This window comes from Pseudonocardia sp. NPDC049154, from assembly GCF_040648315.1.
GTDB lineage: Bacteria > Actinomycetota > Actinomycetes > Mycobacteriales > Pseudonocardiaceae > Pseudonocardia.
In genome coordinates, this window is the sequence record NZ_JBEZDN010000031.1 from 26923 (window position 1) to 49200 (window position 22278).

Here is a 22278-nt window from a genome sequence, read left to right on the forward strand (position 1 = left end):
ATGCGTCCCGACGGGCTGCTCCCCACGGAGCGGTTCGGGCCCTCGCACCCGACCGGTGCGGACCCGGCTCCCTCCTCCTGGTCCGACCTGCCCCGGCAGGCCCGGTCCGTCGGCTCCACGACCCACCGACCGGCACCCGCCGCTCCCCCGTCCGCGCCCGACCCGACCGCCCCGGCCGACGGCCGGACCCCGGACGGCCGGCCGACCCGACAGCAGGCGCCCGTGACAGCTCCCCCCGTCGCCCGTCCCCACGCCGTCCCGCCGCCGGCGGGTCCCCCGCCGTCGGGCCCGCAGCCGCGCTCGGCCGAGCCCGGACCGGGGGCGGTCGAGCCGCGTCCGGACGCCGAGCCGGACGGCGGCGGCTCCTGGACCCTGGTCAAGGCCTGCCAGGCCGGCGACCAGGACGCCTTCAAGGAGCTGTACGCGCGCTACCACGAGGTCGTCTTCCGGTACGTGCTGTTCCGGCTCGGCGACCGCACGCTGGCCGAGGACCTCACCCAGGAGACGTTCCTGCGCGCGCTGCGCCGGATCGGCTCGGTGAGCTACCAGGGCCGGGACATCGGCGCCTGGTTCGTCACGATCGCGCGCAACCTGATCTTCGACCACGTCAAGTCCAGCCGGTACCGGCTCGAGTCGACGACCGCGGACATGGTCGAGCACTCCCCGAGCACGCACGGGCCCGAGCAGCAGGTCATCGAGAACGCCACGAACTCGGAGCTGCTCAAGGCGATCGAGAAGCTCAACCCCGACCAGCAGGACTGCATCCGCATGCGGTTCCTCCAGGGACTGTCGGTCGCCGAGACCGCGCAGCGGATGAACCGGGCCGAGGGGGCGGTGAAGGCGCTGCAGCACCGCGCCGTACGCCGTCTGGCGCAGCTCCTCCCCGAGGGGTTGCGGTGAGCGGCGCCTATATCGCGAACTACATGCTTGTCGTTACGGATGCGACGAGTGAGCCACACCAAGCGGTGAACGGTCCTTGTGCCGTAACCGACGACCGCCCGTCTCGTTGTGTGGGTGAACGTCGGCAGAGCGCGAGGCCCCGATCGGGCCGGACGCTGACGAACAGTGCAGGGATGCAGTGAGGACGGCGAACATGCCCGCGGGACGATGGGGCTCGGACGACGAGTGGTGGGGCGAGGAACATCTCGACCCCCGTTTCGCGCCGGACGACGATCTGGAGCACGAGCTGGCCCTCGCGGCCGCGCTCGATCGCAGCCGTACCGACCTGAGCCCGGACGACGAGACCGCCGAGCGCATGCGCTCGAACTTCTTCGCCGCCCTGGAGAAGGAGTGGGGCGCGCCGGAGGAGTCCGCCACCGAGCGGACCACCCGGATCGAGCCGGTCCCGGCGGACGCGCTGGAGCAGACCACCGACCTCACCGCCGCGCTGCGGCCGGAGGGGCCCGAGGGCGCGACCCGCTCCGGATCCTCCGGTGAGCGCACCGTGGCGGCCTCGGCCACGGGCGGAGCCGGCTCCCGGCGGTCGAAGCGGGGTCCGCGGCACGTGCTGCCCACCGACCACCCGGACAACCCCGGCCGCGCCGGCGGGTCCCGCGGCCCGGGCGGGCGGCGGCCGAGCCTGCGCAAGCGGGTCGCCCTCGTCGGCGGCGCCGCGGCGCTCGCGCTGGTCGCCCTCACCGGCGGCACGGCGATGATGAGCCGGGACGCGCTGCCGGGCGACAGCCTGTACGCGGTCAAGCTCGCGACCGAGTCCACCGGCACCGCGTTCACCTTCGGCGACGCGGCCAAGGCGCAGCGCCACCTCGACCTGGCCGCGACCCGGCTGGACGAGGTGCGGGCGCTGCAGCAGGCCGGTCGCGCGCCGTCCGCCGACACCTACGAGTCCGCGCTCACCGCGTTCGACGACGCGGCCAGCGAGGGCTCCCGGATGATGCTGTCCGGCGCGCAGCCGCCGACCGACACCGGTCTCGGCGACCTCGATGCCTGGGCGCAGAAGCAGGCCCGGGCGATCGAGGCCCTGCGGACCTCGGGCGGCGAGATCCCGGGCGCCGACCGGTCGGCGCGGCTGATGGAGCGCATGTCGGAGCGGGCCGCGGCCCTGCAGGCCCGGATGGGCTGCAGCGAGGTCAGCGACGGCGTCGACGACCTCGGCCCGATCCCGGCCACCGGCCCCTGCGTCCCGGTCGCGTCGAACGCCGGCCAGGGTGGCGGCGCGGTCGACGAGCGGATCCCGAACGGCAGCCCGCAGTCCGCGCGCACCAGCCCGGCCGCGCCGTCGGACAGCACCGGCCCGCAGCCGTCGAGCGACCCGAGCGCGACCGAGAACGGGCTGCTGCCGGAGGGCGTCCTGCCCGGGACCGGCGAGGCGGGTGCGACGAGCACCACGACGAGCGGCTCGGAGAAGTCGAGCAGCACGGAGAAGAGCTCGTCCGAGGCACCGAGCGGCGGCGGGGGCGGCGTCCTGCCCCCGATCACGCTGCCGCCGCTGCTGCCCGGCCTGGGGCCGATCACCATCGGCTGAGCGGCGGACAGCCCGGAAGACGACGGAACGGGGTCGCGCGGTGACACACCGTGCGGCCCCGTTCCGCGTCCGGAGGCCGTTTCGCGTCGGTACGGTCGGGGTCGCCCAGTAGGCTGGACGCGCGGTGCCCGACCGGTCACGGAACGGCCGGGCCGGCGGACGGATCGGCACGGCGGGCACGGACCGGCGCGAGCACGGACCGGGAGGCCCCCAGGTGGTAGGACCCGAGGTGGTTGTGGAGCACGGTGAGCCGCAGGGCGCGGGCGGGGAGGGCCGGGACGGTGCCGCCGACCCGCTTCGGAACGGTGCCCGCGGTGAGGTGGCGGGCGTCACCGAGACGACCGACGTGATCGAGGAGGCCACGGCCCTCGACCGCGCGCAGCGGGCGGGCGAGGCCGCCGCGGCCGCCGCCGTCGCCGCCGGTGAGCCACCGCCGTCCGCGGCGGCCGACGTGGACCTCACCGCGGCCGCGTTCTTCGACGTCGACAACACGATGATGGTCGGCGCCTCGATCTTCCACTTCGCCCGCGGGCTGGCGGCCCGCAAGTTCTTCACCACCTCCGACCTCGCCGGATTCGCCTGGCAGCAGCTCAAGTTCCGGATCGGCGGGCGCGAGGACAAGAACGGCATCGCCGGGCACCGGGACACCGCGCTGTCCTTCGTCGCGGGCCGCCCCGTCGACGAGGTCGTGTCGCTCGGCGAGGAGATCTACGACGAGCTGATGGCGGACCGGATCTGGGCCGGCACCCGCGCACTCGCCCAGATGCACCTCGACGCCGGGCAGCGGGTCTGGCTGGTCACGGCGACGCCCGTCGAGCTGGCCCTGATCATCGCTCGGCGGCTCGGCCTGACCGGGGCGCTCGGCACGGTCGCCGAGAGCGTCGACGGGCACTACACCGGGCGGCTGGTCGGCGAGATCCTGCACGGCCCGGCGAAGGCCCACGCGGTGCGCGCGCTGGCCGCCACCGAGGGCCTGAACCTGCGGCGCTGCACCGCCTACTCGGACTCGGTGAACGACGTGCCGATGCTGTCCGCGGTCGGCACCGCCGTGGCCGTCAACCCGGACTCGGAGCTGCGGGACGTCGCCAAGGACCGCGGCTGGCAGATCCGGGACTTCCGCAGCGGGCGCAAGGTGGCCCGGATCGGGGTGCCCTCGGTGCTCGGCGCCGGTGCGGTGGCCGGGGCGGTCGCCGCCGGCGTGGCGTACCGGCGGCGCTGAGGGCCCCGCTCAGCCCAGGAACACGTTCCGCCGCTGGCTGAGCAGCCGGTAGAGGGTGTGCTGGATGGTCTCGCGCACCTGGTCGGTCAGGTTGAACACGAGCATCGGGTCCTCGGCGTCCGCCGGGGTGTAGGCGTCGAGCGAGATCGGCTCGCCGAACTCGATGTACCACTTCGACGGCAGCGGGACGAGACCCAGCGGGCCGAGCAGCGGGAAGGTCGGCGTGATCGGGAAGTACGGCGCGCCGAGCAGCCGGGCGAGCGGCGCGATGTCGCCGATCTTCGGGTAGGTCTCCTCCGCGCCGACGATCGAGCACGGGATGATCGGCACGCCGGTGCGCAGCGCGGCGGAGACGAACCCGCCGCGGCCGAAGCGCTGCAGCTTGTACCGGTCCTTGAAGGGCTTGCCGATGCCCTTGAAGCCCTCGGGGAACACCCCGACGAGCTCGCCGGAGGACATCAGCCGCTCCGCGTCGGCGTTGCAGGCCAGGGTGGCGCCGTTCTTGCGGGCCAGCTCACCCACCACCGGCAGCTTGAACATGAGGTCCGCGCCGAGCAGCCGCAACCGGCGGGCGGCCGGGTGCTCGTCGTGCAGCGCCTGGATGGTCATCAGCGCGTCGAGCGGGAGGGTCCCCGAGTGGTTGGCGACGACGAGCGCGCCGCCGGTGTCCGGGACGTGGTGCAGGCCGATGGTCTCCACCCGGAACCAGCGCTCGTAGAGCGGCCGCAGCGCGGGCGCGAGCACCTTGTCGGCGAGGTCGGCGTCGAAACCGAACTCGTCGACCGAGTAGTCGCCCGAGAGGCGGCGGCGCAGGAACCGCAGCACCTCCTCGAGCCCGACCTCCCAGGCCGGGGGCTCCGGGTCCGGCACGGCCGCCACGGGCGGCACCGCGGCGCCGCCGCTCCCGTCCTCGTCGAGCGCCGGGCGGGGGCGCGGCGTGGTCGTGGCCGGACCGCGCGTGCGACCCGGCTCACGCCCGGTCTCGCGGCCCGGCTCGCGTGCCTCCGCGCCCGCGCGGGTGCGCGCGCCCTGGCGGCTCCCGCCCCGGTCGCGGCCCTCCCCGAGCCGCCACCGGGTGCGTCCCCCGGTCTCGTCCGCCCGCAACGGGATGACGCGCGCTTCCGGCACCCGAACCCCCTCCGATCCTGCGCCGTTGTCCGATTTCCCCGACCGCCGCACCATGCCTACCCCCGGCCCCGTGGCCCGCTAGTGCAGCATCCGCGCGGCCTGCAGGACCGTCCGCTCCGCCGCCTCGATCCGCTCGGCCCCGAGGACCGGCCGCAGCGCGCGGCCGCGCACGTAGTCGTCGAAGGCCTGGACGGTGGTCCAGCGAGGGTGGAAGCCGAAGCGTTCCTTCAACCTCGTCGTGTCCACCACCCGGCCGAAGTTGAGGAAGCGCATCTGCTCCGGCGAGTAGTCGACGACGCGGGTGCCGCGCAGGAACCGACCGACCGGCCCGACCAGCGGTGACGGGACCCCGGCCTGCACCCGGCCGGCCCGGCGGATGGCCTGGGAGAGCATGAGCACCCCGTCGGCCGCGACGTTGTAGACGCCGGGATGCTCCTCCACGGCGGCCCGCTCGAGCACGGCGAGCGCGTCCTCCTCGTGCAGGAACTGCAGCCGCGGGTCGAAGCCGAGGATCGTCGGGACGACCGGCAGCGAGAAGTAGCGGGTCAGCACCGTCTCGATGCGCGGGCCGACGTAGTTGCAGAAGCGCAGGACGCTGGTCGTGACGTCCGGGCGGCGGCGGGCGAAGCCGCGCAGGTAGCCCTCGATCTCGGCGGCGTCCTTGGCGTAGCCGCCGGAGGGGAGGTCCTTCGGCGTCATCGACTCGTCGAACAGCGCGGGGTCGCGCGAGCCCGAGCCGTAGACGGCGGTGGTGGACTTCAGGACGACGCGCCGCACCCGCTCCGACTTCTGGCAGGCGGCGAGGAGCTGCATCGTCCCGATGACGTTCATCTCCTTCATCGCCGTGCGGCCGCCGGACGAGCCGGGGCCGGCGGAGAGGGCGGCGTGCACCACGGTGTCGACGCCGGCGCCGGAGATGACCTTGGCGATGAGCGGGTTGCGGATGTCCGCGCGGACGAATTCCGCGCGGCCCATGCGGCGCAACATGTCCCGGGACGGGGGGACGGTGTCGACGCCGAGCACCCGCTCGATGGCGGGGTTCGCGGCGAGCCGTGCGGCCAGGTTGCCGCCGAGGAAGCGGCTGACACCTGTCACCAGCACGACGGAGGGAGCGGCGCCGCCGCTGCTGCGGTCGGCGTCGCGGGGAGATCCCGTGCGCGTCACGGACCCGACCTCGTTCGTCGTGCGACCAGGGATCCCGGGTGCGACCCGGGCCGGTGGACCCCGGCCCGCCCCTGCGAGGGACGGGCGGGGTCACACCTCACTTGCCGAGCTTGCGACGCTGCACGCGGGTCTTGCGGAGCAGCTTGCGGTGCTTCTTCTTGGACATGCGCTTGCGACGCTTCTTGATGACCGAGCCCATGCGCCGGTACCTCCTGTGCTCACTGCTTCGCTCGCGGCCGGGAGCCGGCCCGAGAGGGTGTGTCCCCGCCGCGCGGCGGTCGCGCGCACGCGGGTGCACACGGCGAGACGATGACCGGTCGCCGATCCTACCCGGCGCCCGGCGGACCGACCCGCCAGGGCGGGTCGTGGACTGCTGGGAGTGAGCGGGTTGCCCGCGCCGCTCAGCCCGCGTCGAAGTACGCGTGCCGCAGGTAGTCCTCGACGGCGCGCTTCGGGACGCGGAACGAACGACCCACCCGGGCCGCGGGGAGCTCCCCACCGTGCACCAGCCGGTACACGGTCATCTTGGAGACCCGCATCATGGCGGCGACCTCCGCCACGGTGAGGAACTGCACCGCGGCGATGTTGTCGATGCGTTCGGGCTGCCCTGAATGCCCTGGCTGCTGCGTGGCCATCCGGACACCGCCTTCCCTGGAGAAGTCCCACGGTCCCGCCCGGGGTCCTCGTCCCCCGCGCGGCGTGTTCCCCGTGAGGATAGCGGTGCCGGTGTGACGCCTTCGACACACCATGCCACTCGGGCAGGGAATTCAGCCGCGCGTCAGGGTGAGACGTGATCCTTCGTTCGGGTCAACGGTTCTGCACCGAGCGTCCCAGCTCCACCGAGCGGTCCCGCGCGGCCTCGATCGCGTCGATCAGCGCCGCCCGGACGCCGTGCCGTTCCAGCTCGCGGATGGCCGCGATGGTCGTGCCGGCCGGGGACGTGACGGCCTCGCGGAGCAGCACCGGGTGGTCGTCGGACTCCCGGAGCATGGTGGCCGCGCCGAAGGCGGACTGGACGATCAGGTCGGCGGCGACGGTGCGCGGCAGGCCCAGCAGTATCCCGGCGTCGATCATGGCCTCGACCAGGTAGAAGAAGTACGCCGGGCCGGAGCCGGACAGCGCGGTCACGGCGTCCTGCTGGGCCTCGGGGACCCGCACCACGCGGCCCACCGAGCCGAGCATCTCCTCGGCGAGCGCCAGGTGCTCGGTGGTGGCGTGGCTGCCGCCGGAGACCGCGCTCATCGCCTCGCCGACGACCATCGGGGTGTTCGGCATGACCCGCACGACCGGCGTCCCCTCGGGCAGACCGCCCTCGAACAGCGCGGTCGGCAGGCCGGCGCACAGCGAGACGACGAGCGTCCCCGGGGTCAACGCCGCCTTCAGCTCGGTGAGGACCGGGGCGATGTCCTGCGGCTTGACCGCGACCACCACGACGTCGGCCTTGGCCGCGGCGCCCGCCACGTCGGCCGAGTCCACCCCGAGGCGTCCGGACAGCTCGGCGGCCCGCTCCGGGTGTCGCTCGGTGAACACCAGGTCCGCCGCGGGCCGGCCCGCCGCGAGCAGCCCCGAGAGGAGCGCCTCGCCGATCTTGCCGCCGCCCAGAACCGCGATACGTGTCATGGATCGACGGTAACCGCCGGACTCCGGGCAGGTCGGGGAGGGTGCGCGCCTTACTTGCGCGAGAGCGGGGAGAGCGCGAGCTGGCGGGCCTGGCAGACCACCCGGCCCGTCGCGTCGCGCACGGTGCAGTCCTCGTCGAACCAGGTCCCGGCGATCATCTGCGAGCGCGACTCCAGCGCCAGCCAGCCCGGCGCGGGCCGCGCCCGCAGCATCGCGGTGAGCTGCACGGTCGGTGCCCAGCCGCGCCCGGCGCCCCGGTTGAACACGGTCGGCGGCAGCGCGTCCCCGGCGAGCAGCGCGAACAACGGGTCCGGGTCCTCCCCGCGGGGCCGCATCCAGCCCCGCACCACCGGTTCCGCGGTCTCCCGGCGCAGGAACGCCATCGTGGCCGGGTCGTAGCGCGCCTCGGTGGCCGCGGCCAGCCCCTCGCCGGGGGTCCGGACGTCCGGCACGAAGTCGATCGCGTCCGCCGGCGGCTCCAGCGGCATCGGGGACTCGGCCAGCCAGCTCGGGTCGGCGTCGGGCAGCGCGCCCGCCGTGACGGTGGCCGAGAGCAGGAGCCTGCCGTCCTGGGTCATCCGGGCCGCCGCGACCGACGCCTGCCGGCCGAGCTTGAGCACGTCCGTCTCGAGCTCGACCGTGCCCAGTTCGGGGGCGCGCAGGAACTCCGTCCCGACGACCACCGGATCGAGCTCGGTGTCCCCGCCGTGCTCGGCGTTCAGCCTGGCGAGCCCCGCCTTGGTCAGCAGGACCATCAGCAGGCCGCCGTGGGCCTTGCCGCCGATGGAGAACAGCGTGCCGAGCTCCGCGGTGAAGCGGCCCCCGCCCTCGTCGGTCAGCACGGTGGACGCCGCGAACGGCCGATCGACGGTCACATCGGTGGGAGCCATGAAACGGTCGTATCACGCCGGGCCCGCTCCGGCGGTGTGACGCGCGCCGCTCAGCCCTGGGGGGCGGGCTGCGGCAGGGGCGCCTGCTCCGGGACGGTCAACACCGGCGGGACCGGCGCGACCAGGTGCAGGCGGGCGTAGACGAGCGCCTCGGCCAGCATCGCAGACCGCTCGTCCCGGGTCCGGCAGCGCCGCGTGCTCACCTCGAGGACCACGACGCCCTCGCTCGCGAACCGGCGCGTGGCCAACCGCTCGCACACCTCGGCGCAGGGCTGGGTGCCGCGCCCGGGGATCAGGTGCTCGTCCCGCGGGCCGCCGGAGCCGTCCGTGAGGTGCAGGTGGACCAGCCCGTCGCCCATGCGGTCGAGCATGGCCAGCGCGTCCGAGCCGGCAGCGGCGGTGTGCGAGAGGTCGAGGGTGTAGAAGCTGTGGCCGACCACGGTCGGGTCGAAGCCGGGCGCGTACGGCACGGTGCGGATCCGGCCCCGCGACACCGGGAACATGTTCTCGACGGCGAGCCGCACGCCCGCCCGCTCCCCCGCCCGGGCCACCTCGTCGGCGAACACCGCGGCGTAGCGACGCTGCCAGCGGAACGGCGGGTGCAGCACCACGGTGCGCGACCCGAACCGCTCCGCGGCCGCGACGGACCGGCGGATCCGGGTGACCGGGTCCGACCCCCACACCCGCTGCGTGACGGCGAGGCAGGGCGCGTGCACGGCCAGCACCGGCACCCCGTACCGCTCCGCGAGCCGCTCGACGGCCCGGGCGTCCTGCGACACCGGATCCGTCCAGACCATCAGCTCGACGCCGTCGTACCCCAGCTCCGCGGCCAGCTCGAACGCCGCCGCGGCGGGCTCCGGGTAGACCGAGGCGGTGGACAGGGCGACCGGCGGGGAGGTCACCGTTCCAGGAGTACCAGGATCGCGGGGGAGACGGTCAGCAGCAGGCCCACGCCCACCGCGAAGGCGGTGGTGCGCAGGTCGTCGTTGCGCAGCAGGGCGCGGACCCCGAGCACCAGGCCGACCGTGATGATCACCGCGGCGGCCAGCGCGACCACCGGCAGGTTGAACCAGAGGTACCGGAAGCCGACCCACACCGCGGCGCCGACGAGTGCGCCCGCGATCCACTGGCCGATGACGACGGCCCAGCCCTGCGGCGTGCCCTCGCCCTCCTCCTCGTCCTCCTCGTCGGGCTCGACCGGCGCACGCCTGCCCAGGCCCGCGGGGGCGTGGTAGGTGTCGTCGTCGTCCTCGTCGTGGAGCGGGGGAGCGCCCAGCTGGGTGGGCGGGCCGGCGTCGTCCTCGTCCTCGTCGTGGAGGGGCGGGGCGCCGAACTGGGTGGGCGGACCCGCGTCGTCGTCCTCGTGGACGGGCCGGCCGCCGAGCTGGGTGGGCGGGCCGGCGTACACGGAGCCGAACGGGGCGGTCAGCGGCTCGTCCTGCGGCGCGCGGACGCGGCCGAGCTGCTCGGTGCCGGGCTCGCCCGGTCGCCCGGGTCGGCCGACGGGGGCCCAGGGGGACTGCTCCGGTGCACCGGTGCGCCCCGCCTCCGTGGGCAGGCCGACGGTGCCGGCCGACGCCGTGTTCCCGGCCCAGCCGCCCTGCGCGGGCGCGTCGGGGCGGTGGGGGGCGCGACCGAACTCGGGCTCGTTCGGTGCGGGGGCGGTCGGGCCGGGGCGGTCCTGGAGGCTCGCGCCGTTCTGGCCTGCGCCGTTCTGGCTCGCGTTCTGCCAGGGGCGCGGTTGTCCGACACCGGTGGGCGCCCCGTTCTGGACGCCGTTCTGGGCCGCACCGTTCTGGGCCGCACCGTTCTGGGCCGCACCGTTCTGGGCCGCACCGTTCTGGGCCGCACCGTTCTGGGCCGCACCGTTGTGGGCCGTGCCGTTCTGAGCAGCGCCGTTCGGGCCCGGGCCGCTCCGGCCGAAGCCGTTCGGCGCGTCCTGCCCGGCGGTGCCGAAGCCGTTCTGGACGGGACGCTGCGGCCCCGCCTGACCGGGACCGAAGCCGTTGGGGCGCCCGAAGCCGTTCTGCGGAGCGTCCTCGTCGGGGCGGCCGAAGCCGCGCGGGGCGAACCCACCCGGTGCCGCGCCGTTCGGCCGGGCGCCCGGGCCGAACCCGGTGCCCCGGTCATCGACGGCCTCCTCCTCGGCGTCGCGCTCGAGGCGCGGGCCGCCCTGGCGGCCGCGCTCCCACGCGTTGCCCGCCGGCCGGGCGGTGCGCCAGGGCTCGGCGGGGGCCGGGGCCTCGGGGGCCGGTTCGGCGCGCCACGCCTGGGTGCCGCCGTGGCGGCCGGGGACGCCCGGGCCCTCCGCGGCGGGAGGACCGCCGGCCTGCTCGGCGCCCGAGTCGTCCGCCTCGCGGCGCCGTCGACGCCGCCCGGACGCCGCTCCCCCGCCGTTCTCGGCGAGCAGCTCGGCGACCGTGCGCTGTCTCGGCTGGTCGGACTCTGAACTCATCCGCTACACCGTGCCTCGTACGACGTCAAGCGTCCAAGTGATCCGGGCGCGTCGTGCGCCGAGCGGTCGTCCCTGGTCGACCCGTCGAGGGTGTCGAGCCGCCGGAGGATCACTCCCTCGCGCAACGCCCACGGACAGAGGTCGAGTTCCGTGATCTTCAGGGCCCGCATCGCGGCCTCCGCGACGACCGCCCCGGCGACGAGCTGGTGCGCCCGGCTCGGGCTCACGCCCTCCAGCTCCGCGAGGTCCCCGGACGACATCCGGCTGATGAACGACCCGAGCTGCCGCAGCCCCGCGTGGGTCAGCACCCGCCGGGCCCGGATGCCCGCGCCGGAGGGCGCCGCACCCGTCAGGCGGGCCAGGGACCGGAAGGTCTTCGAGGTGCCGACGGCCAGGTCCGGCTCCCCCAGTTTCCGGAGCTCGCGCGCGACCGGCGCGAGATCGGCGTCCACCTTCTCCCGCAGCGCCTCGACCTCGCGCCGCGACGGCGGGTCCCCGGTGAACCACTCGCGGGTCAGCCGGCCCGCCCCGAGCGGCAGCGACGCGGCGGCCGCCGGGTGCTCGTCCCGGCCCGCCGCGAGCTCCAGCGAACCCCCGCCGATGTCGAGGCACAGCAGCCGCCCGGCCGACCAGCCGTACCAGCGGCGGACGGCGAGGAACGTGTAGCGCGCCTCGTCCTCGCCGGGCAGCACCTCGAGCGCGACCCCGGTGTCGGAGCGCACCTTGGCCAGGACGGCGGCGGAGTTCGTCGCGTCGCGCAGGGCGGAGGTGGCGAAGGCCAGCAGGTCGTCGCACTCCAGCTCGGCGGCGGAGTCGCGCGCGGTGTGCACGGCGGCGATCAGGGAGTCGACGCCGATCCTGCTCAGCGCGCCGTCCGGCTGCAGGTGCTCCGCCAGCCGCAGCTCGGCCTTCTGCGAGGTCGCGGGGGTCGGGTGGCCTCCCCTGCGGGCGTCCACCACCAGCAGGTGCACGGTGTTGGAGCCGACGTCGAGCACACCCAGTCGCACGCGATCAGGTTACCGGCCCGTGCCTCCCCCGTACCCGCACCGTGACCGGGCCCGCTGATCGGGTGGGCCGGGGACGGCGGTGGCGCCGCCCCCGTCGCCCGGGAATCACCCGTCGGTCGCCGCGCGCGCCTTGCCCCGGCGGGACGTGCCGCGACGCGTGGACTTGCCTCGCTTCTGCGATCGCGCGGAGTCCTTCGACCCACGCCGGCCCGAACCGTCCTGGTCGTCGTCCGGGTCGTGCGTGGAGCCGGCGGCCTCGTCGTCGGCGGAGCTGTCGGCCGGACGCTCGGGCGCGTCCTCCGCTTGGTCGGCGGCGGAGTCGTCGGCTGAGTCGTCGGCGGCGGAGTCGGCTGAGTCGTCGGCGGCGGAGTCGGCGGAGTCGTCGGCGGCGGAGTCGGCGGAGTCGTCGGCGGCGGAGTCGGCGGAGTCGGCGGAGTCGGCGGAGTCGGCGGAGTCGGCGGGACCGTCCGAGGAGCCCTCGTCCGCGGCAGCCGCGTTCACCGCCTCGACCATCGCGTCCGCGACCACGCGAACGTCCTCGTCGGACAGCCCGTCGGGATCCTCGTCCCCGGCCTCGCCCTCGTCCTCGGCGCCCTGGTCGGCCTCGGCGTCGGCACCGTCCTCAGCTTCGTCCTCGAAGTCCTCGTCGGCTTCGTCCTCGAAGTCCTCGTCGGCTTCGTCCTCGAGACCCTCGTCGCCCTCGTCCTCCAGGCCCTCGTCAGCTTCGTCGTCCAGGTCCTCGACGGCTTCGTCCTCGGCACCCTCGTCGGCCTCGTCCTCGAGTCCCTCGACGGCTTCGTTCTCGGCACCGTCGTCGATCTCGTCGTTCAGGCCCTCGTCAGCCTCGTCCTCCAGACCCTCATCGGCCTCGTCCTCCAGACCGTCGTCGGTCTCGTCCTCCAGACCGTCGTCGGCCTCGGCCTCGGCACTCTCGTCGGCCTCGTCCTCGATGTCCTCGTCGGCTTCGTCCTCGAGGTCCTCGTCAGCTTCGTCCTCGAGGTCCTCGTCAGCCTCGTCCTCCAGTCCCTCGTCAGCCTCGTCCTCCAGACCCTCGTCGGCCTCGTCCTCCAGACCCTCGTCCGCCTCGTCGTCCAGGCCCTCGTCGGCCTCGTCCTCGGCACCCTCGTCGGCCTCGGCGTCCAGCGCGTCCTCGCTCCCGGCCTCGACGCCCTCCTCACCCTCGGCCTCGTCCTCCTCGTCGTCGACGCCTCCGGCGGCCTCGGCGTCGAGCACCCAATCCGCGTCGGGGGGCACCGCGTCCTCGGCGCCCCCGTCGGCCTCGTCCGCCGGCCCCTCGTCGCCCTCGGCCTCCTCGACCTCCGCGTCCACGACCTCCTCTGCCTCCGCGTCCGCGCCCTCCTCGACCTCCTCGGCCTCCGCGTCCGCGCCCTCGTCGGCCTCGGCGTCCTCGTCGCCTCCGCCCTCGGGCGACTCGGTCTCGGTGTCGAGCGGGAAGATGACCTCCGGCTGCGCCTCACCCTCGGCGCCCGAGTCCTCGGGCCCGTGCTCGTCCTGCCCGCCCTCGTCCGCCCCGGCCGACGCCGGCGCCGAGGCCGCCCCGATGACGGCGCGGACCAGCTCCTGCTGGGCCTTGAGCAGCTTCTGCAAGGTCTCGAAGACCTCGTCGTTGAACGCGATCATCGCGTCCTGCAGCTGGTCGGACGAGCCGGACGGGGCCGGTCCTGATCCGGCGGCCGGTTGTGCTGACGACATCGTCGCCTCCTCCTCGCGTGGGTGCTGTCGGGCCGGCGGATCCCCCACCTCCCGCCCGCGCCAACCCCGGACCCGGCGATCGCGGCGAATTGACTCCGGACGCCTCGCGAGGACGTGCCGATCAGGCGGACATGACGGGGCCGATCGGCGGGGCGAGGGTCGTGGCGGACGCCTCGGCGCCGCCCGTCACCGCCACGGACGGTCGACCTGACCGCGCGTGTAGCGCCGGACCCGCCGGTACGACAGCAGGTCGCCGTCGGGCCGCACGAGCACCTCGTAGATCGCGAGGATGTCTGCCGAGTCCGGGATGCGGTGCGTCTCGACGACCTCGACCCCGACACACCAGTCGCCGTTCCGCGGCTCGATCGAGACCACGGTCTCCGGGTGCCGGCCGGTCAGCACCCGGACGTGCTCCGCCGCGCGGCGCGCCACCCGGACGATCGAGCCACCCGGCCGGCCGCCGGGGCCGTCGGGGCGCCTCTCCCGGGCCGCACCGTCCTGCCCGCCGGAGTCCTCCTCGGACTCCTCCTCGCCGGACTCCTCCTCGGCGGACTCCTCCTCGGCGGACTCCTCCTCGGCGGACTCCTCCTCGCCGGTCCCCGTACCCGCGGCCTCCTCCCCGGCGCCGTCGTCGACGGGTTCCTCCTCCGCGGTGTCCGCGGCGTCGTCCTCCCGGACCTCCTCCGACGCCGGCGCGGCCTTCTCGGTCCGCGCGGGCCTCGTCCGGGCGCTCCGCCGACGGCGGGGCGTCGTCGGGTTGTCCTCGTCGGCCATCGCGCTCACCCCTCGTACTCGGCGTCGTCCTCGGTGTGGTCGTCCCCCGCGGGTAGGCGCCGTTCGCGTGGACTCGTGCCGTACAGATACAGGCGGTCGGTCGCCTCCGCGTACTGCAGGAAGGTGTCGACGCTCGCGACCACGATCCGGATGTCGATCGTGAGGATCTCGAGCCCGAGCAGGGAGACCCGCACGAACACGTCGATCACCAGGCCCCGGTCGAGGATGAGCTCGACGACGTCGGCGAGGTTCGAGTCGTTCCGGTGCCGGGTGACCGGCGGACCGGCGGTGCGCGTGGTCGTCACGGACACGGGCCACCTCCGCTCAGGTGCGTCCGAGCGCGGGCACCGGGCCTCGCCGCTCGCTCCGGGTTCGCTCCCACCGCTGACCGGACCATGGGCTCTCCCTTCGCCGGCGGAGGAGCCGGACACCCCTCCGGGACCGGCCGCCCGGGTACCCGGTCCGAGCCCGGATGCCTCGGCGAACCGCGGCCACCTGGCGAATTGCGACGATCGGCGTCCGCCCCATTGCGCCGGCAGGGCGCCGAGAGAGGCCCTGAGGTGGGCCAGGTCGACGAACCCCCGGCCGGGCTCGCGCGAAGGATCGGCCGGGAAGACGGGAGCGGCCGTCGTGTCACCCCACCGGTTGCAGGAGCGGGGGTGGTTTTCGTCGGGGTGTCCTGCTGTGGTCGATCCAGCTCGGCGGGATGAACTCCGGGCGTCCGTCGACCATCCGGATCTCCCACAGGGAGTGGTGGACGAGCCGGTGGTGGACGGCGCAGAGCATGGCGAGGTTGCCCAGCGTGGTGGGGCCGCCGTGCTGCCATTCCTTCACATGATGGATCGCACCAGGACGGTGGGCGGTCGCAGCCGGGAAACGCACAGCCGCCGTCGCGGACGGTGACGGCGCGGCGCAGCCCGTCCGGGACGGTGCGGCTGATCCGGCCGACGTCGAGCGGAACCCCGGTGCCGTCGAGCACCACCGGTATGACCGCCGCGTCGCAGGCCAACTGGCGCAGGGTCTGCGGGGTGAGCTGCCCGCCGAACTCCAGCGACGCCGACGCCGCCCGGCGTTCCAGGTCCTCCAACCGCACGGTCACGGTCACGTGCGGTCGCCGGCCCCCGGTTTCGGGCAGCCGGCCCCGGAACAGCACCTGGGTGCAGGCCTCGGCCAACGCCTCGGCCTGCCGCTCCGCACTGCTGCGCTGATCGTCGGTGTCCCGCGGGGCGGCCCCGGCATCCACGACCGCGGCGATGGCGTCGAACAGGGCGGCGTCGTCGTAGCGGCCGACGAGCTTCCCGCCGGGCCGGCTGCGGAAGCGCGAGATCCGGAGCTCGTTGATCTGCGCGGGCGGCGAGTCGTCGGGTTCGGGGCCGTCCTGGTCGAGGAGCTCGAGGAGCTGGGTGCCCCAGGTGTGCAGCTCGGAAGGCGTGTAGAGCCGGGCGCCGGAGGCGAGTTGGACCTCGGCCCCGGCCCAGGTCTCCGGGGACAGGCGCCGGGCGGGGCCGCTGTCGAGCAGCCGGGCGATCACCTCGACGTGCCGCAGCCCGACCTCACCGGAGGCGAACACGGTCGCGGTCGCGGGAAGTCGGGCCGGCAGGGCAGCACCGTCGAGCCCGATCTGCTCGCACACCGACTCGGCGGCGATCACACGGCGGCGGGCTTCGAAGCGCTCCCAGCCGAGCAGGTCACCCAGGGCGCCACTGGGGGACCGATAGCCACGCTCGGCGAAGGTCCCTCGCCGGTGCAGGTCCGCGACCGCGTCGACCATCGCCCGGTCCAGGCTCCGCCGAGCCTCCTCGTAGGCGGTGAGCCCGGCGATCACCTCGTCGGCAGCGGCATCGGGCCCGGCGGCACCGGCCAGCTGCGCGATCGCCTCCTGAAGGCGATCACGCGCGGTACCGACGAGCCCTGCGTCCATGCCCTGATCATACTCGAACACATGTTCGAAGGACCTGCCGTCACCGCAGCTCGACGACCGCTTGCCGCTCGGCCACGTGGCTGAGGCGAACCGTCGAGTTCGGACCGGCCGTTCGACGCATCCCGCTCGCCGCTCCCTGTGAGAGCGCAGAAGCACGGCGCCTCCGGTATCTCTGCCCCCGCTCGCGACGGTCGGCACGGCGTCCCCAGGCGCCTGGTCAGACGGGAGCGGGCCGGCCCTCCCGCAGCAACGCGACGATCTCCTCCTGGTCCCGGCGCGCCGGCAGCCCCCAGCCGGGCCGGTAGTCGTACACCTCGCCCAGGCCCCGGGCCACGGTCTGGCCGTCGAGGATCTCGACGTCGTCCGTGGTGATCAACGCCGGATGCTCGACACCCGCGGCCTCGGCGACCTTGCCCAGGTCGCGGCGCAGGGTCAGGACGTAATTGGCCAGCCGGGCCGACTTCAGCGCCGGGTCGAGGCCGTGAGCGAGCCAGCGGTTCTGGGTGGCGACTCCCGTGGGGCAGGTGTCCGTGTGGCACTTCTGGGCCTGGATGCAGCCGATCGCGAGCATCGCCTCGCGCGCGACGTTGACCATGTCGACCCCGAGAGCGAACGCGACGACGGCGTTGTCCGGCAGCCCGAGCTTCCCCGCCCCGACGAAGACCACCTGCTCGTGCAGGCCGCGCAGCGCGAACTCCCGGTACACGCGGCTGAACCCGAGCCGGAACGGCAGCGCGACCGAGTCGGTGAACACCAGCGGGGAGGCGCCGGTCCCGCCCTCGCCGCCGTCGACGGTCACGAAGTCGACCCCGCGGCCGGTCCGGGTCATCAGGTCGGTGAGCTCCGTCCAGAACTCCATGTCGCCGACGGCGGACTTGATCCCCACCGGCAGGCCGGTCTCGTCGGCCAGCAGCTCGACCCAGTCCAGCAGCTCGTCCGCGTCCCGGAACGCCGTGTGCCGCGACGGGCTCACGCAGTCCTTGCCCACCGGAATCCCGCGGACCGCGGCGATCTCCTCCGTGACCTTCACCCCGGGCAGCAGGCCGCCCAGGCCCGGCTTGGCGCCCTGGCTCAGCTTGATCTCCAGCGCGCGCACCGGCGCCGCGGCGACGCCGTCCTTGAGCCGCTGCAGGTCGAACCGGCCCTGCTCGTCTCGGCAGCCGAAGTAGGCGGTGCCGATCTGCCAGACCAGCTCGCCGCCGCACCGGTGCTGCGCCGCGATCCCGCCCTCGCCCGTGTTCTGCAGGCACCCGGCGGCCGCGGCTCCCCGGTTGATCGCCTCGATCGCCCGGCCGGACAGCGACCCGTAGCTCATCCCGGAGATGTTCACGACCGACTCGGGCCGGAAGGCCGCGCGCCGGCCGCGAGCGGCGCCGAGGACCTTCGCGCACGGCAGCCACACCGCGTCCTCGCCCTGCGGGTGCGGGTGTGCGGGCGCGGTCCGGCCGAACGTGCGGTGCTTGATGATCACGTAGCCGGGGGTGTGCTCGACGTCGTTGTCGGTGCCGAACCCGAAGTAGTTGTTCTCGCGCTTGGCGGAGGCGTAGACCCACCGGCGCTGGTCCCGGCTGAAGGGGCGCTCCTCGTCGTTGCCCGCCACGACGTACTGGCGCAGCTCCGGCCCGACCGCCTCGATCAGGTACCGGCCGTGGCCGAGCACCGGGAAGTTCCGCAGCAGCGCATGCTGCCGCTGGACCAGGTCGTGCGCCGCGATGCCCAACCCGGCCGCCCACGGAAGCCACCGGCCCCATCCCACAGCGCGAAGTGTGCACCGTCCGCGGGCGGTCCGCAGATCCTGCGGCTTCGCGCCGTCAGCTCTCGAACTTGTAGACGACACCACCCAGGTCTCACCTGCAGCGATATCGGCGGGTAGACGGCTGACCAGGAGAATCCTCTAGCGGCATCCGATGGCAGTTGGGTGCGCCGAGCGGTAGAGGGACGGACTTTTCAGGGACTCTGCGGACTACACGCGGACCTTCACCATCCATGTTGGACGCCCCCGGGCGCGGTGCTGCTGACACCGGCCGGGGACTTGATCAGCCCCAGGAGGCTGACCCGCGAACATCCTCCCCAACGCCGGCGCACAATCCGAGCGCAACAGGCAGCCACAGCTCTCAACAAGCCCGACTTCAGACCGAGCCTATAACACGGCCTTCTGTCCAAGGGCAACTCGATGCGAGAGCTGCGGACGCAGCAGCGGGCTCTCAGTCGGCACAATCGCGACAACTCACAGGTCGGCTGCGTAACGCGTGCGCAATGTGCGCGCCGCGCAGCGTATTCGTCACAGCTGCGCGAATCTCTGAGCACACGGCTCATCTGGCTCCGCCGATCGGCTCTGCGAATCACGGTCGCACTGACCTCAAAGGTGATCCGCGATGAGCAGGCCGCCTCCGCGCTGGATCCGTGTTGTCACCGTTGCCTCGGTCTCGGTTGTCGCCGCGGTCGCCGCAGTCGCCTCTTACGTCCACATGCACGAGCTGGCGACCGAGGCCCCGCGCAGCCAGTGCGCAGCCACGGGCTGACATCCACCGCGAGCACGATCCGCCTGTCGGCGGCACGGGGCAACGGGAGACCGGCCAGCGCCCGGCGGAGCCGCTGGGGCTTGATCCGGCCACAGGCCAACGGGCGCCAGAATCTGGTGCGGGCCCTGAACTTGATCTTTAACCCTCCGAGGCCGCTGCCAGCAGGTTGATGCTGCTCGGGCGGCGTGTCGGCGGGACATGGGCACGGCCACCGCTTGATCCTCTTCGGGTTCCTCTCACAGAGCTCGAAGACGAAAGCGGTGGCCGCGGTGGTTAGTGTGGCTTGTGCCGGGCCGGTGGTGCTCGGTGACACCCCGGTCCAGTGGGTTGATCTCGCCGGGTTCCGGCAGGAGTTCTACGCGTCGTTGACGGCGCGGGCAGATGCGCTGTTCGAGCTCACCGACGCGGTCCTGTGTGCCGACGGCCCGGTCCACTCGCTACCGGAGCTGACCTTGGTGGCCGAGCACCGCCGCGGGCACGGAGCGATGTACGACGCAGGGTGAGACCGGGTCGAGGCCTTGGCTTGTCAATGGCTGCCGTTGTGTCCTCCACCTGCGAGGAACGGCACCGACGGGTACGCTTCCGGAGCGTCGCCCGAGACCCCGGTGGCTCGCATCCGCGGATGGTCGGGGGACAGCAATGCGCGAGGCAGAATCCGCCGAAGGGCGCGAGGCGTTCGAGTTCGTCCGCCAGACCTGGCCTGCGCATCCCGGCCAACTGGCACCGTTGCGTGAGCAGGTGCGCAGCTGGTTGGCGCCGCTGTCATTGACGGAGGACGCCGAGGACGACGTGGTGCTTGCCGTCAGCGAGGCAGCGAGCAACAGCGTAGAACACGCCTACCGCCCCAGCACTGCCGACGACAGCGTCGAATTGACCTTCTGGACCGAGCCGCCCTCATTCTGTGTCGAGATCAGTGACCACGGACTATGGTTGGTTCCGTCGAATGAACCCGCGGGACGGGGCCGCGGGATCGAGATGATGCAACGGCTCATCGGGTCCGTTCTGATCCACTACGACGCACGAGGGACGCGGGTACTTCTGCGGCATCCGTTGCCGGACCGCCCCTCCTCGGCAGTGAGCCCCGCGGCGGGGCTGCGCGACGGGAACTCGTCTACTTCGTGAAGTGGACCCACCGTCGGTGCCTTACATGCCCGCTGGTCGTTCCAGCGGTCCGAGCCCACACTGAGCAGTTGCCGGGGACCGGCACCTGTCCGGGAACCTCTTCTCGGGCTACGGCGCCGACCTCGACCCGCGGGCCATCGCCGCGGCGAACGAGGCGCTGATCATCTACTGGCGGCGGCTGGCCGCCGAGTGTGACCCGTGGCCGGAGCCAGGCGCGGTCAACCTGTGGGCGGTGCTGGCCATGTCGAGCGCCTGCCCGGACATCGCCGCCGCGGGCGCCGCGACCGGGCGAGCGAATCTGCCCTCGAACCCGCGCGTCGCCAGAGGCCCGGTTCAGCCGCCGTTCACATGAGCACCCAGACGCCCGGGCCCGCACCGCCGAGGTCCACCGTGCCGCCGTCGCGGACCGGCTCACCCTCGAGGTGCGCGACGACGGCGTCGGAATCGGGCCCGCGGCGCAGCGCAGCGGCCTGGACAACCTGCGCCGCCGCGCCGAACGCCGCGGCGGAACCTTCACCCCGCACCCCCCGCGAACTCCACGGGACCACGCTGACCTGGTCGGTCCCGCTCGGCTGAGGTCGTCGATCACGCGTGTCACGGCGATCAGGTCGACGGCGCTTGAACCGTGGCGGCCGCGGCTCGCGGCGCACGACCCGGCGAAGGTGTGCTCGACCTCGCCCTCGGGCTCGCAGTGGGCCAGGGAGTGCCGAGCCGACATTGCGCTGCCGCGCGCCGAACCCGCCCTGCTCGGGCTGATCGCCTCGGACCCGACGGTGTCCCGCACGATCGACCGTCTCGCCACTGACGCGACCGCTGCGTTGGCGGCCATCGACACGTCCGCGCGACCGCGCGGGCCCGGGCCTGGGCGCTGGCTGCTGACCAGGCCCCCGACCATCGGGCCGACGCCGAATCGCCGCTGGCCATCGACGTGGACCCTGCTCGCTGCCCACAGCGAGAAGGAAGGCGCGACACCGACGTTCCAGAAGGGCTTCGGGCACCACCCTATGGGCGTTCTGCGACCGCGGCTCGGCCGGCACGGGGAGCCCCTCGCCGCGCTGCTGCGACCTGGCAACGCCGGGTCGAACAGCGCCGGGGACCACATCACCGTCATCCGCGCCCGGGCCGGCCGGAATGCCTGGTCCGGGTCGACGGGGCCAGGGCCTCCCCCGTGCTCTTCGACCGGCTCCACCGCCGGCGTCTGTCCTACTCGGTCGGGTTCGGCCTCACCCAGGGCGTCGTCGACCAGCTCGCCACCCTGCCCGCCTCTGACTGGCAGCCCGCTTACAACGCTGACGGCGAGCCCCGGCCCGGGGCAGAGGTCATCAAGGCAACCGGCCTGATGAACCTGGTACTCTGGCCGACCGAGATGCGGGTGATCGTGCGCCGCGAACGGTCACACCCCGGCGCGACACCTACGCCTCCTGAGAGACTTCGGGGAAGCGCTCGTCCGCCGTGCCCATGACACGTCACAAGCCGGCGGCGGCGACGAGCACGCCGAGGTAGAGCCCGTTGTCGAGGAGCGCGGAGATCCGGAGGCTACCGATCCACTGAGGCGCAAGCGCCGCTACCTGGTCGAGACGGTATCCACGGCTCTCGAGGCCGAGCGCGCCCTGACCCGCGCCGCGGAGCTGGCTCGAGGTGGCCAAGATCGAGCCGACCACGCTGGAGCGCTACGAGGACATCGTCCGCCTGCACGTCGCGCCTGTCCTCGGCGAGAGGCATGCGGCCGAGCTCGACGCCGAGGTGCTCGAGCGTCCGTCCGCCCGACTGCAGCGTTATCGCGAGCTGTGCAGCGGCCGGCCGCGGGCCGGCCTTCAGGCCTCGTCGAGTCGCGGGAGCACCACTTCCTGGACGACGAGCTGCGCGCCGGCCGCGATGGGGACGGTGACCAGCGCGCCGACGAGGGCGAGCAGGGCTCCGCCGAGCAGCACCGCGACGAGCGTCGCCACCGGGGACATCTTCACGGCGTCTCGGTGTTGGCCAGATCGCCGATCGCTGGCGCGACCGCCGGATCTTCTCAGCAGCAGGGTCGTCGTCAGCAGCAGCGTCCCGGGCACCGAGAACGCCAATCAAGGAGAACCCCGGCCTCTCCCGGGTCGAGGCTGTTCGAAGGCAGCCACCGACTCCGTGCCGACCTTCAGGGGTGGCACCGGTGGGCAGCACTACGAGTCGGGCATGTTCGAGCAGTTTGCCGGCTTCAGGTGGTGCCTGCGGGTGTAGTCCGGAGCAGGGCCCAGATGGTCTTGCCGTTGGCGTGCTGG

21 protein-coding genes and 2 pseudogenes are annotated in these 22278 nt (G+C 73.8%); 5 read left to right on the forward strand and 18 right to left on the reverse strand.

All coding sequences use genetic code 11. From position 1 onward, the window contains the following. The first annotated feature begins 222 nt into the window (after positions 1-222). The 3 genes from AB0B41_RS17465 to AB0B41_RS17475 all read left to right on the forward strand — a co-directional run bounded on the left by AB0B41_RS17465 (position 223) and on the right by AB0B41_RS17475 (position 3701). Positions 223-900 (forward strand): sigma-70 family RNA polymerase sigma factor, encoded by a 678-nt coding sequence (locus AB0B41_RS17465; protein WP_358204179.1) that lies wholly within the window; start codon positions 223-225, stop codon positions 898-900. A gap of 193 nt (positions 901-1093) precedes the next feature. Then, the gene (locus tag AB0B41_RS17470) at positions 1094-2482 is read left to right on the forward strand and encodes a DUF5667 domain-containing protein (RefSeq protein WP_358204181.1); all 1389 of its coding nucleotides are present in this window, start codon (positions 1094-1096) and stop codon (positions 2480-2482) included. A 319-nt stretch (positions 2483-2801) separates the two neighbouring features. Next, complete coding sequence (locus tag AB0B41_RS17475; RefSeq protein WP_358204242.1) at positions 2802-3701, forward strand: HAD-IB family hydrolase; 900 nt, start codon at positions 2802-2804, stop codon at positions 3699-3701. A gap of 9 nt (positions 3702-3710) precedes the next feature. Here the strand turns inward: AB0B41_RS17475 and AB0B41_RS17480 are convergent, their stop codons facing one another. From AB0B41_RS17480 to AB0B41_RS17550, 15 genes and pseudogenes are all read right to left on the reverse strand, one after another. Continuing rightward, the gene (locus AB0B41_RS17480) at positions 3711-4580 is read right to left on the reverse strand and encodes a lysophospholipid acyltransferase family protein (RefSeq protein WP_358204244.1); all 870 of its coding nucleotides are present in this window, start codon (positions 4578-4580) and stop codon (positions 3711-3713) included. Between the two features lie 327 nt (positions 4581-4907). After that, positions 4908-5993: an NAD-dependent epimerase/dehydratase family protein gene (locus AB0B41_RS17485; protein WP_358204183.1), complete on the reverse strand. Its 1086-nt coding sequence runs from the start codon at positions 5991-5993 to the stop codon at positions 4908-4910. Positions 5994-6090: 97 nt separating this feature from the next. Beyond that, the gene (locus AB0B41_RS17490; RefSeq protein ID WP_010241351.1) at positions 6091-6192 is read right to left on the reverse strand and encodes an AURKAIP1/COX24 domain-containing protein; all 102 of its coding nucleotides are present in this window, start codon (positions 6190-6192) and stop codon (positions 6091-6093) included. Between the two features lie 202 nt (positions 6193-6394). Next, positions 6395-6628 carry a helix-turn-helix domain-containing protein gene (locus tag AB0B41_RS17495; RefSeq protein WP_037052988.1) on the reverse strand — a complete coding sequence of 78 codons (234 nt, stop codon included), beginning with the start codon at positions 6626-6628 and terminating at the stop codon, positions 6395-6397. A 172-nt stretch (positions 6629-6800) separates the two neighbouring features. Then, a complete protein-coding gene (gene proC / locus AB0B41_RS17500; RefSeq protein ID WP_358204187.1) occupies positions 6801-7613 on the reverse strand; it encodes a pyrroline-5-carboxylate reductase in 813 nt (270 codons plus the stop codon). Between the two features lie 50 nt (positions 7614-7663). Next, entirely contained in the window at positions 7664-8503 is an 840-nt protein-coding gene (locus tag AB0B41_RS17505) for a thioesterase family protein (protein ID WP_358204190.1), read from the reverse strand. Between the two features lie 50 nt (positions 8504-8553). Continuing rightward, entirely contained in the window at positions 8554-9405 is an 852-nt protein-coding gene (locus AB0B41_RS17510) for a sugar phosphate isomerase/epimerase (RefSeq protein ID WP_358204192.1), read from the reverse strand. Further along, on the reverse strand, positions 9402-10958 hold the full coding sequence (locus tag AB0B41_RS17515) for a hypothetical protein (protein ID WP_358204194.1): 1557 nt from the start codon (positions 10956-10958) through the stop codon (positions 9402-9404). Before AB0B41_RS17515 ends, AB0B41_RS17510 begins: the two co-directional genes overlap by 4 nt. After that, on the reverse strand, positions 10955-11965 hold the full coding sequence (locus AB0B41_RS17520; protein WP_358204196.1) for a Ppx/GppA phosphatase family protein: 1011 nt from the start codon (positions 11963-11965) through the stop codon (positions 10955-10957). The genes AB0B41_RS17515 and AB0B41_RS17520 overlap by 4 nt, the downstream gene beginning before the upstream one ends. Positions 11966-12070: 105 nt before the next feature. Further along, positions 12071-13678, reverse strand: a complete 1608-nt coding sequence (locus AB0B41_RS17525; RefSeq protein WP_358204197.1) for a hypothetical protein — start codon at positions 13676-13678, stop codon at positions 12071-12073. Positions 13679-13864: 186 nt separating this feature from the next. Then, on the reverse strand, positions 13865-14452 hold the full coding sequence (gene gvpO, locus AB0B41_RS17530) for a gas vesicle protein GvpO (RefSeq protein ID WP_358204199.1): 588 nt from the start codon (positions 14450-14452) through the stop codon (positions 13865-13867). An 89-nt stretch (positions 14453-14541) separates the two neighbouring features. Beyond that, positions 14542-14757: pseudogene (gene gvpJ, locus AB0B41_RS17535) on the reverse strand (gas vesicle protein GvpJ); the annotation flags it as partial. A 328-nt stretch (positions 14758-15085) separates the two neighbouring features. Continuing rightward, on the reverse strand, positions 15086-15286 hold the full coding sequence (locus AB0B41_RS17540) for a hypothetical protein (RefSeq protein ID WP_358204201.1): 201 nt from the start codon (positions 15284-15286) through the stop codon (positions 15086-15088). A gap of 115 nt (positions 15287-15401) precedes the next feature. After that, a pseudogene (locus tag AB0B41_RS17545) lies at positions 15402-16373 on the reverse strand (DUF222 domain-containing protein); the annotation flags it as partial. Between the two features lie 217 nt (positions 16374-16590). Continuing rightward, positions 16591-18129, reverse strand: coding sequence for an FMN-binding glutamate synthase family protein (locus tag AB0B41_RS17550; RefSeq protein ID WP_358204204.1), 1539 nt, complete (start codon positions 18127-18129; stop codon positions 16591-16593). Between the two features lie 1035 nt (positions 18130-19164). Here AB0B41_RS17550 and AB0B41_RS17555 point away from each other — a divergent pair. Beyond that, on the forward strand, positions 19165-19398 hold the full coding sequence (locus AB0B41_RS17555) for a hypothetical protein (RefSeq protein ID WP_358204206.1): 234 nt from the start codon (positions 19165-19167) through the stop codon (positions 19396-19398). A 136-nt stretch (positions 19399-19534) separates the two neighbouring features. Further along, positions 19535-20017 (forward strand): ATP-binding protein, encoded by a 483-nt coding sequence (locus AB0B41_RS17560; protein WP_358204208.1) that lies wholly within the window; start codon positions 19535-19537, stop codon positions 20015-20017. Positions 20018-20361: 344 nt separating this feature from the next. Here the strand turns inward: AB0B41_RS17560 and AB0B41_RS17565 are convergent, their stop codons facing one another. The 3 genes from AB0B41_RS17565 to AB0B41_RS17575 form a co-directional block, all read right to left on the reverse strand. After that, a complete protein-coding gene (locus AB0B41_RS17565; protein WP_358204210.1) occupies positions 20362-20541 on the reverse strand; it encodes a hypothetical protein in 180 nt (59 codons plus the stop codon). Positions 20542-21483: 942 nt separating this feature from the next. Beyond that, entirely contained in the window at positions 21484-21678 is a 195-nt protein-coding gene (locus AB0B41_RS17570) for a hypothetical protein (protein WP_358204213.1), read from the reverse strand. Positions 21679-21831: 153 nt separating this feature from the next. Continuing rightward, positions 21832-21981, reverse strand: coding sequence for a hypothetical protein (locus AB0B41_RS17575; protein ID WP_358204214.1), 150 nt, complete (start codon positions 21979-21981; stop codon positions 21832-21834). Positions 21982-22278: the final 297 nt, after the last annotated feature.

Excerpts from the sequence above, each read along its gene's own strand:
- AB0B41_RS17560 (WP_358204208.1), top strand. The coding sequence starts at position 19,535 with ATGCGCGAGGCAGAATCCGCCGAAGGGCGCGAGGCGTTCGAGTTCGTC.
- AB0B41_RS17490 (WP_010241351.1), bottom strand. The coding sequence starts at position 6,192 with ATGGGCTCGGTCATCAAGAAGCGTCGCAAGCGCATGTCCAAGAAGAAG.
- AB0B41_RS17470 (WP_358204181.1), top strand. The coding sequence starts at position 1,094 with ATGCCCGCGGGACGATGGGGCTCGGACGACGAGTGGTGGGGCGAGGAA.
- AB0B41_RS17505 (WP_358204190.1), bottom strand. The coding sequence starts at position 8,503 with ATGGCTCCCACCGATGTGACCGTCGATCGGCCGTTCGCGGCGTCCACC.
- gvpO (WP_358204199.1), bottom strand. The coding sequence starts at position 14,452 with ATGGCCGACGAGGACAACCCGACGACGCCCCGCCGTCGGCGGAGCGCC.
- proC (WP_358204187.1), bottom strand. The coding sequence starts at position 7,613 with ATGACACGTATCGCGGTTCTGGGCGGCGGCAAGATCGGCGAGGCGCTC.
- AB0B41_RS17495 (WP_037052988.1), bottom strand. The coding sequence starts at position 6,628 with ATGGCCACGCAGCAGCCAGGGCATTCAGGGCAGCCCGAACGCATCGAC.
- AB0B41_RS17525 (WP_358204197.1), bottom strand. The coding sequence starts at position 13,678 with ATGTCGTCAGCACAACCGGCCGCCGGATCAGGACCGGCCCCGTCCGGC.
- AB0B41_RS17515 (WP_358204194.1), bottom strand. The coding sequence starts at position 10,958 with ATGAGTTCAGAGTCCGACCAGCCGAGACAGCGCACGGTCGCCGAGCTG.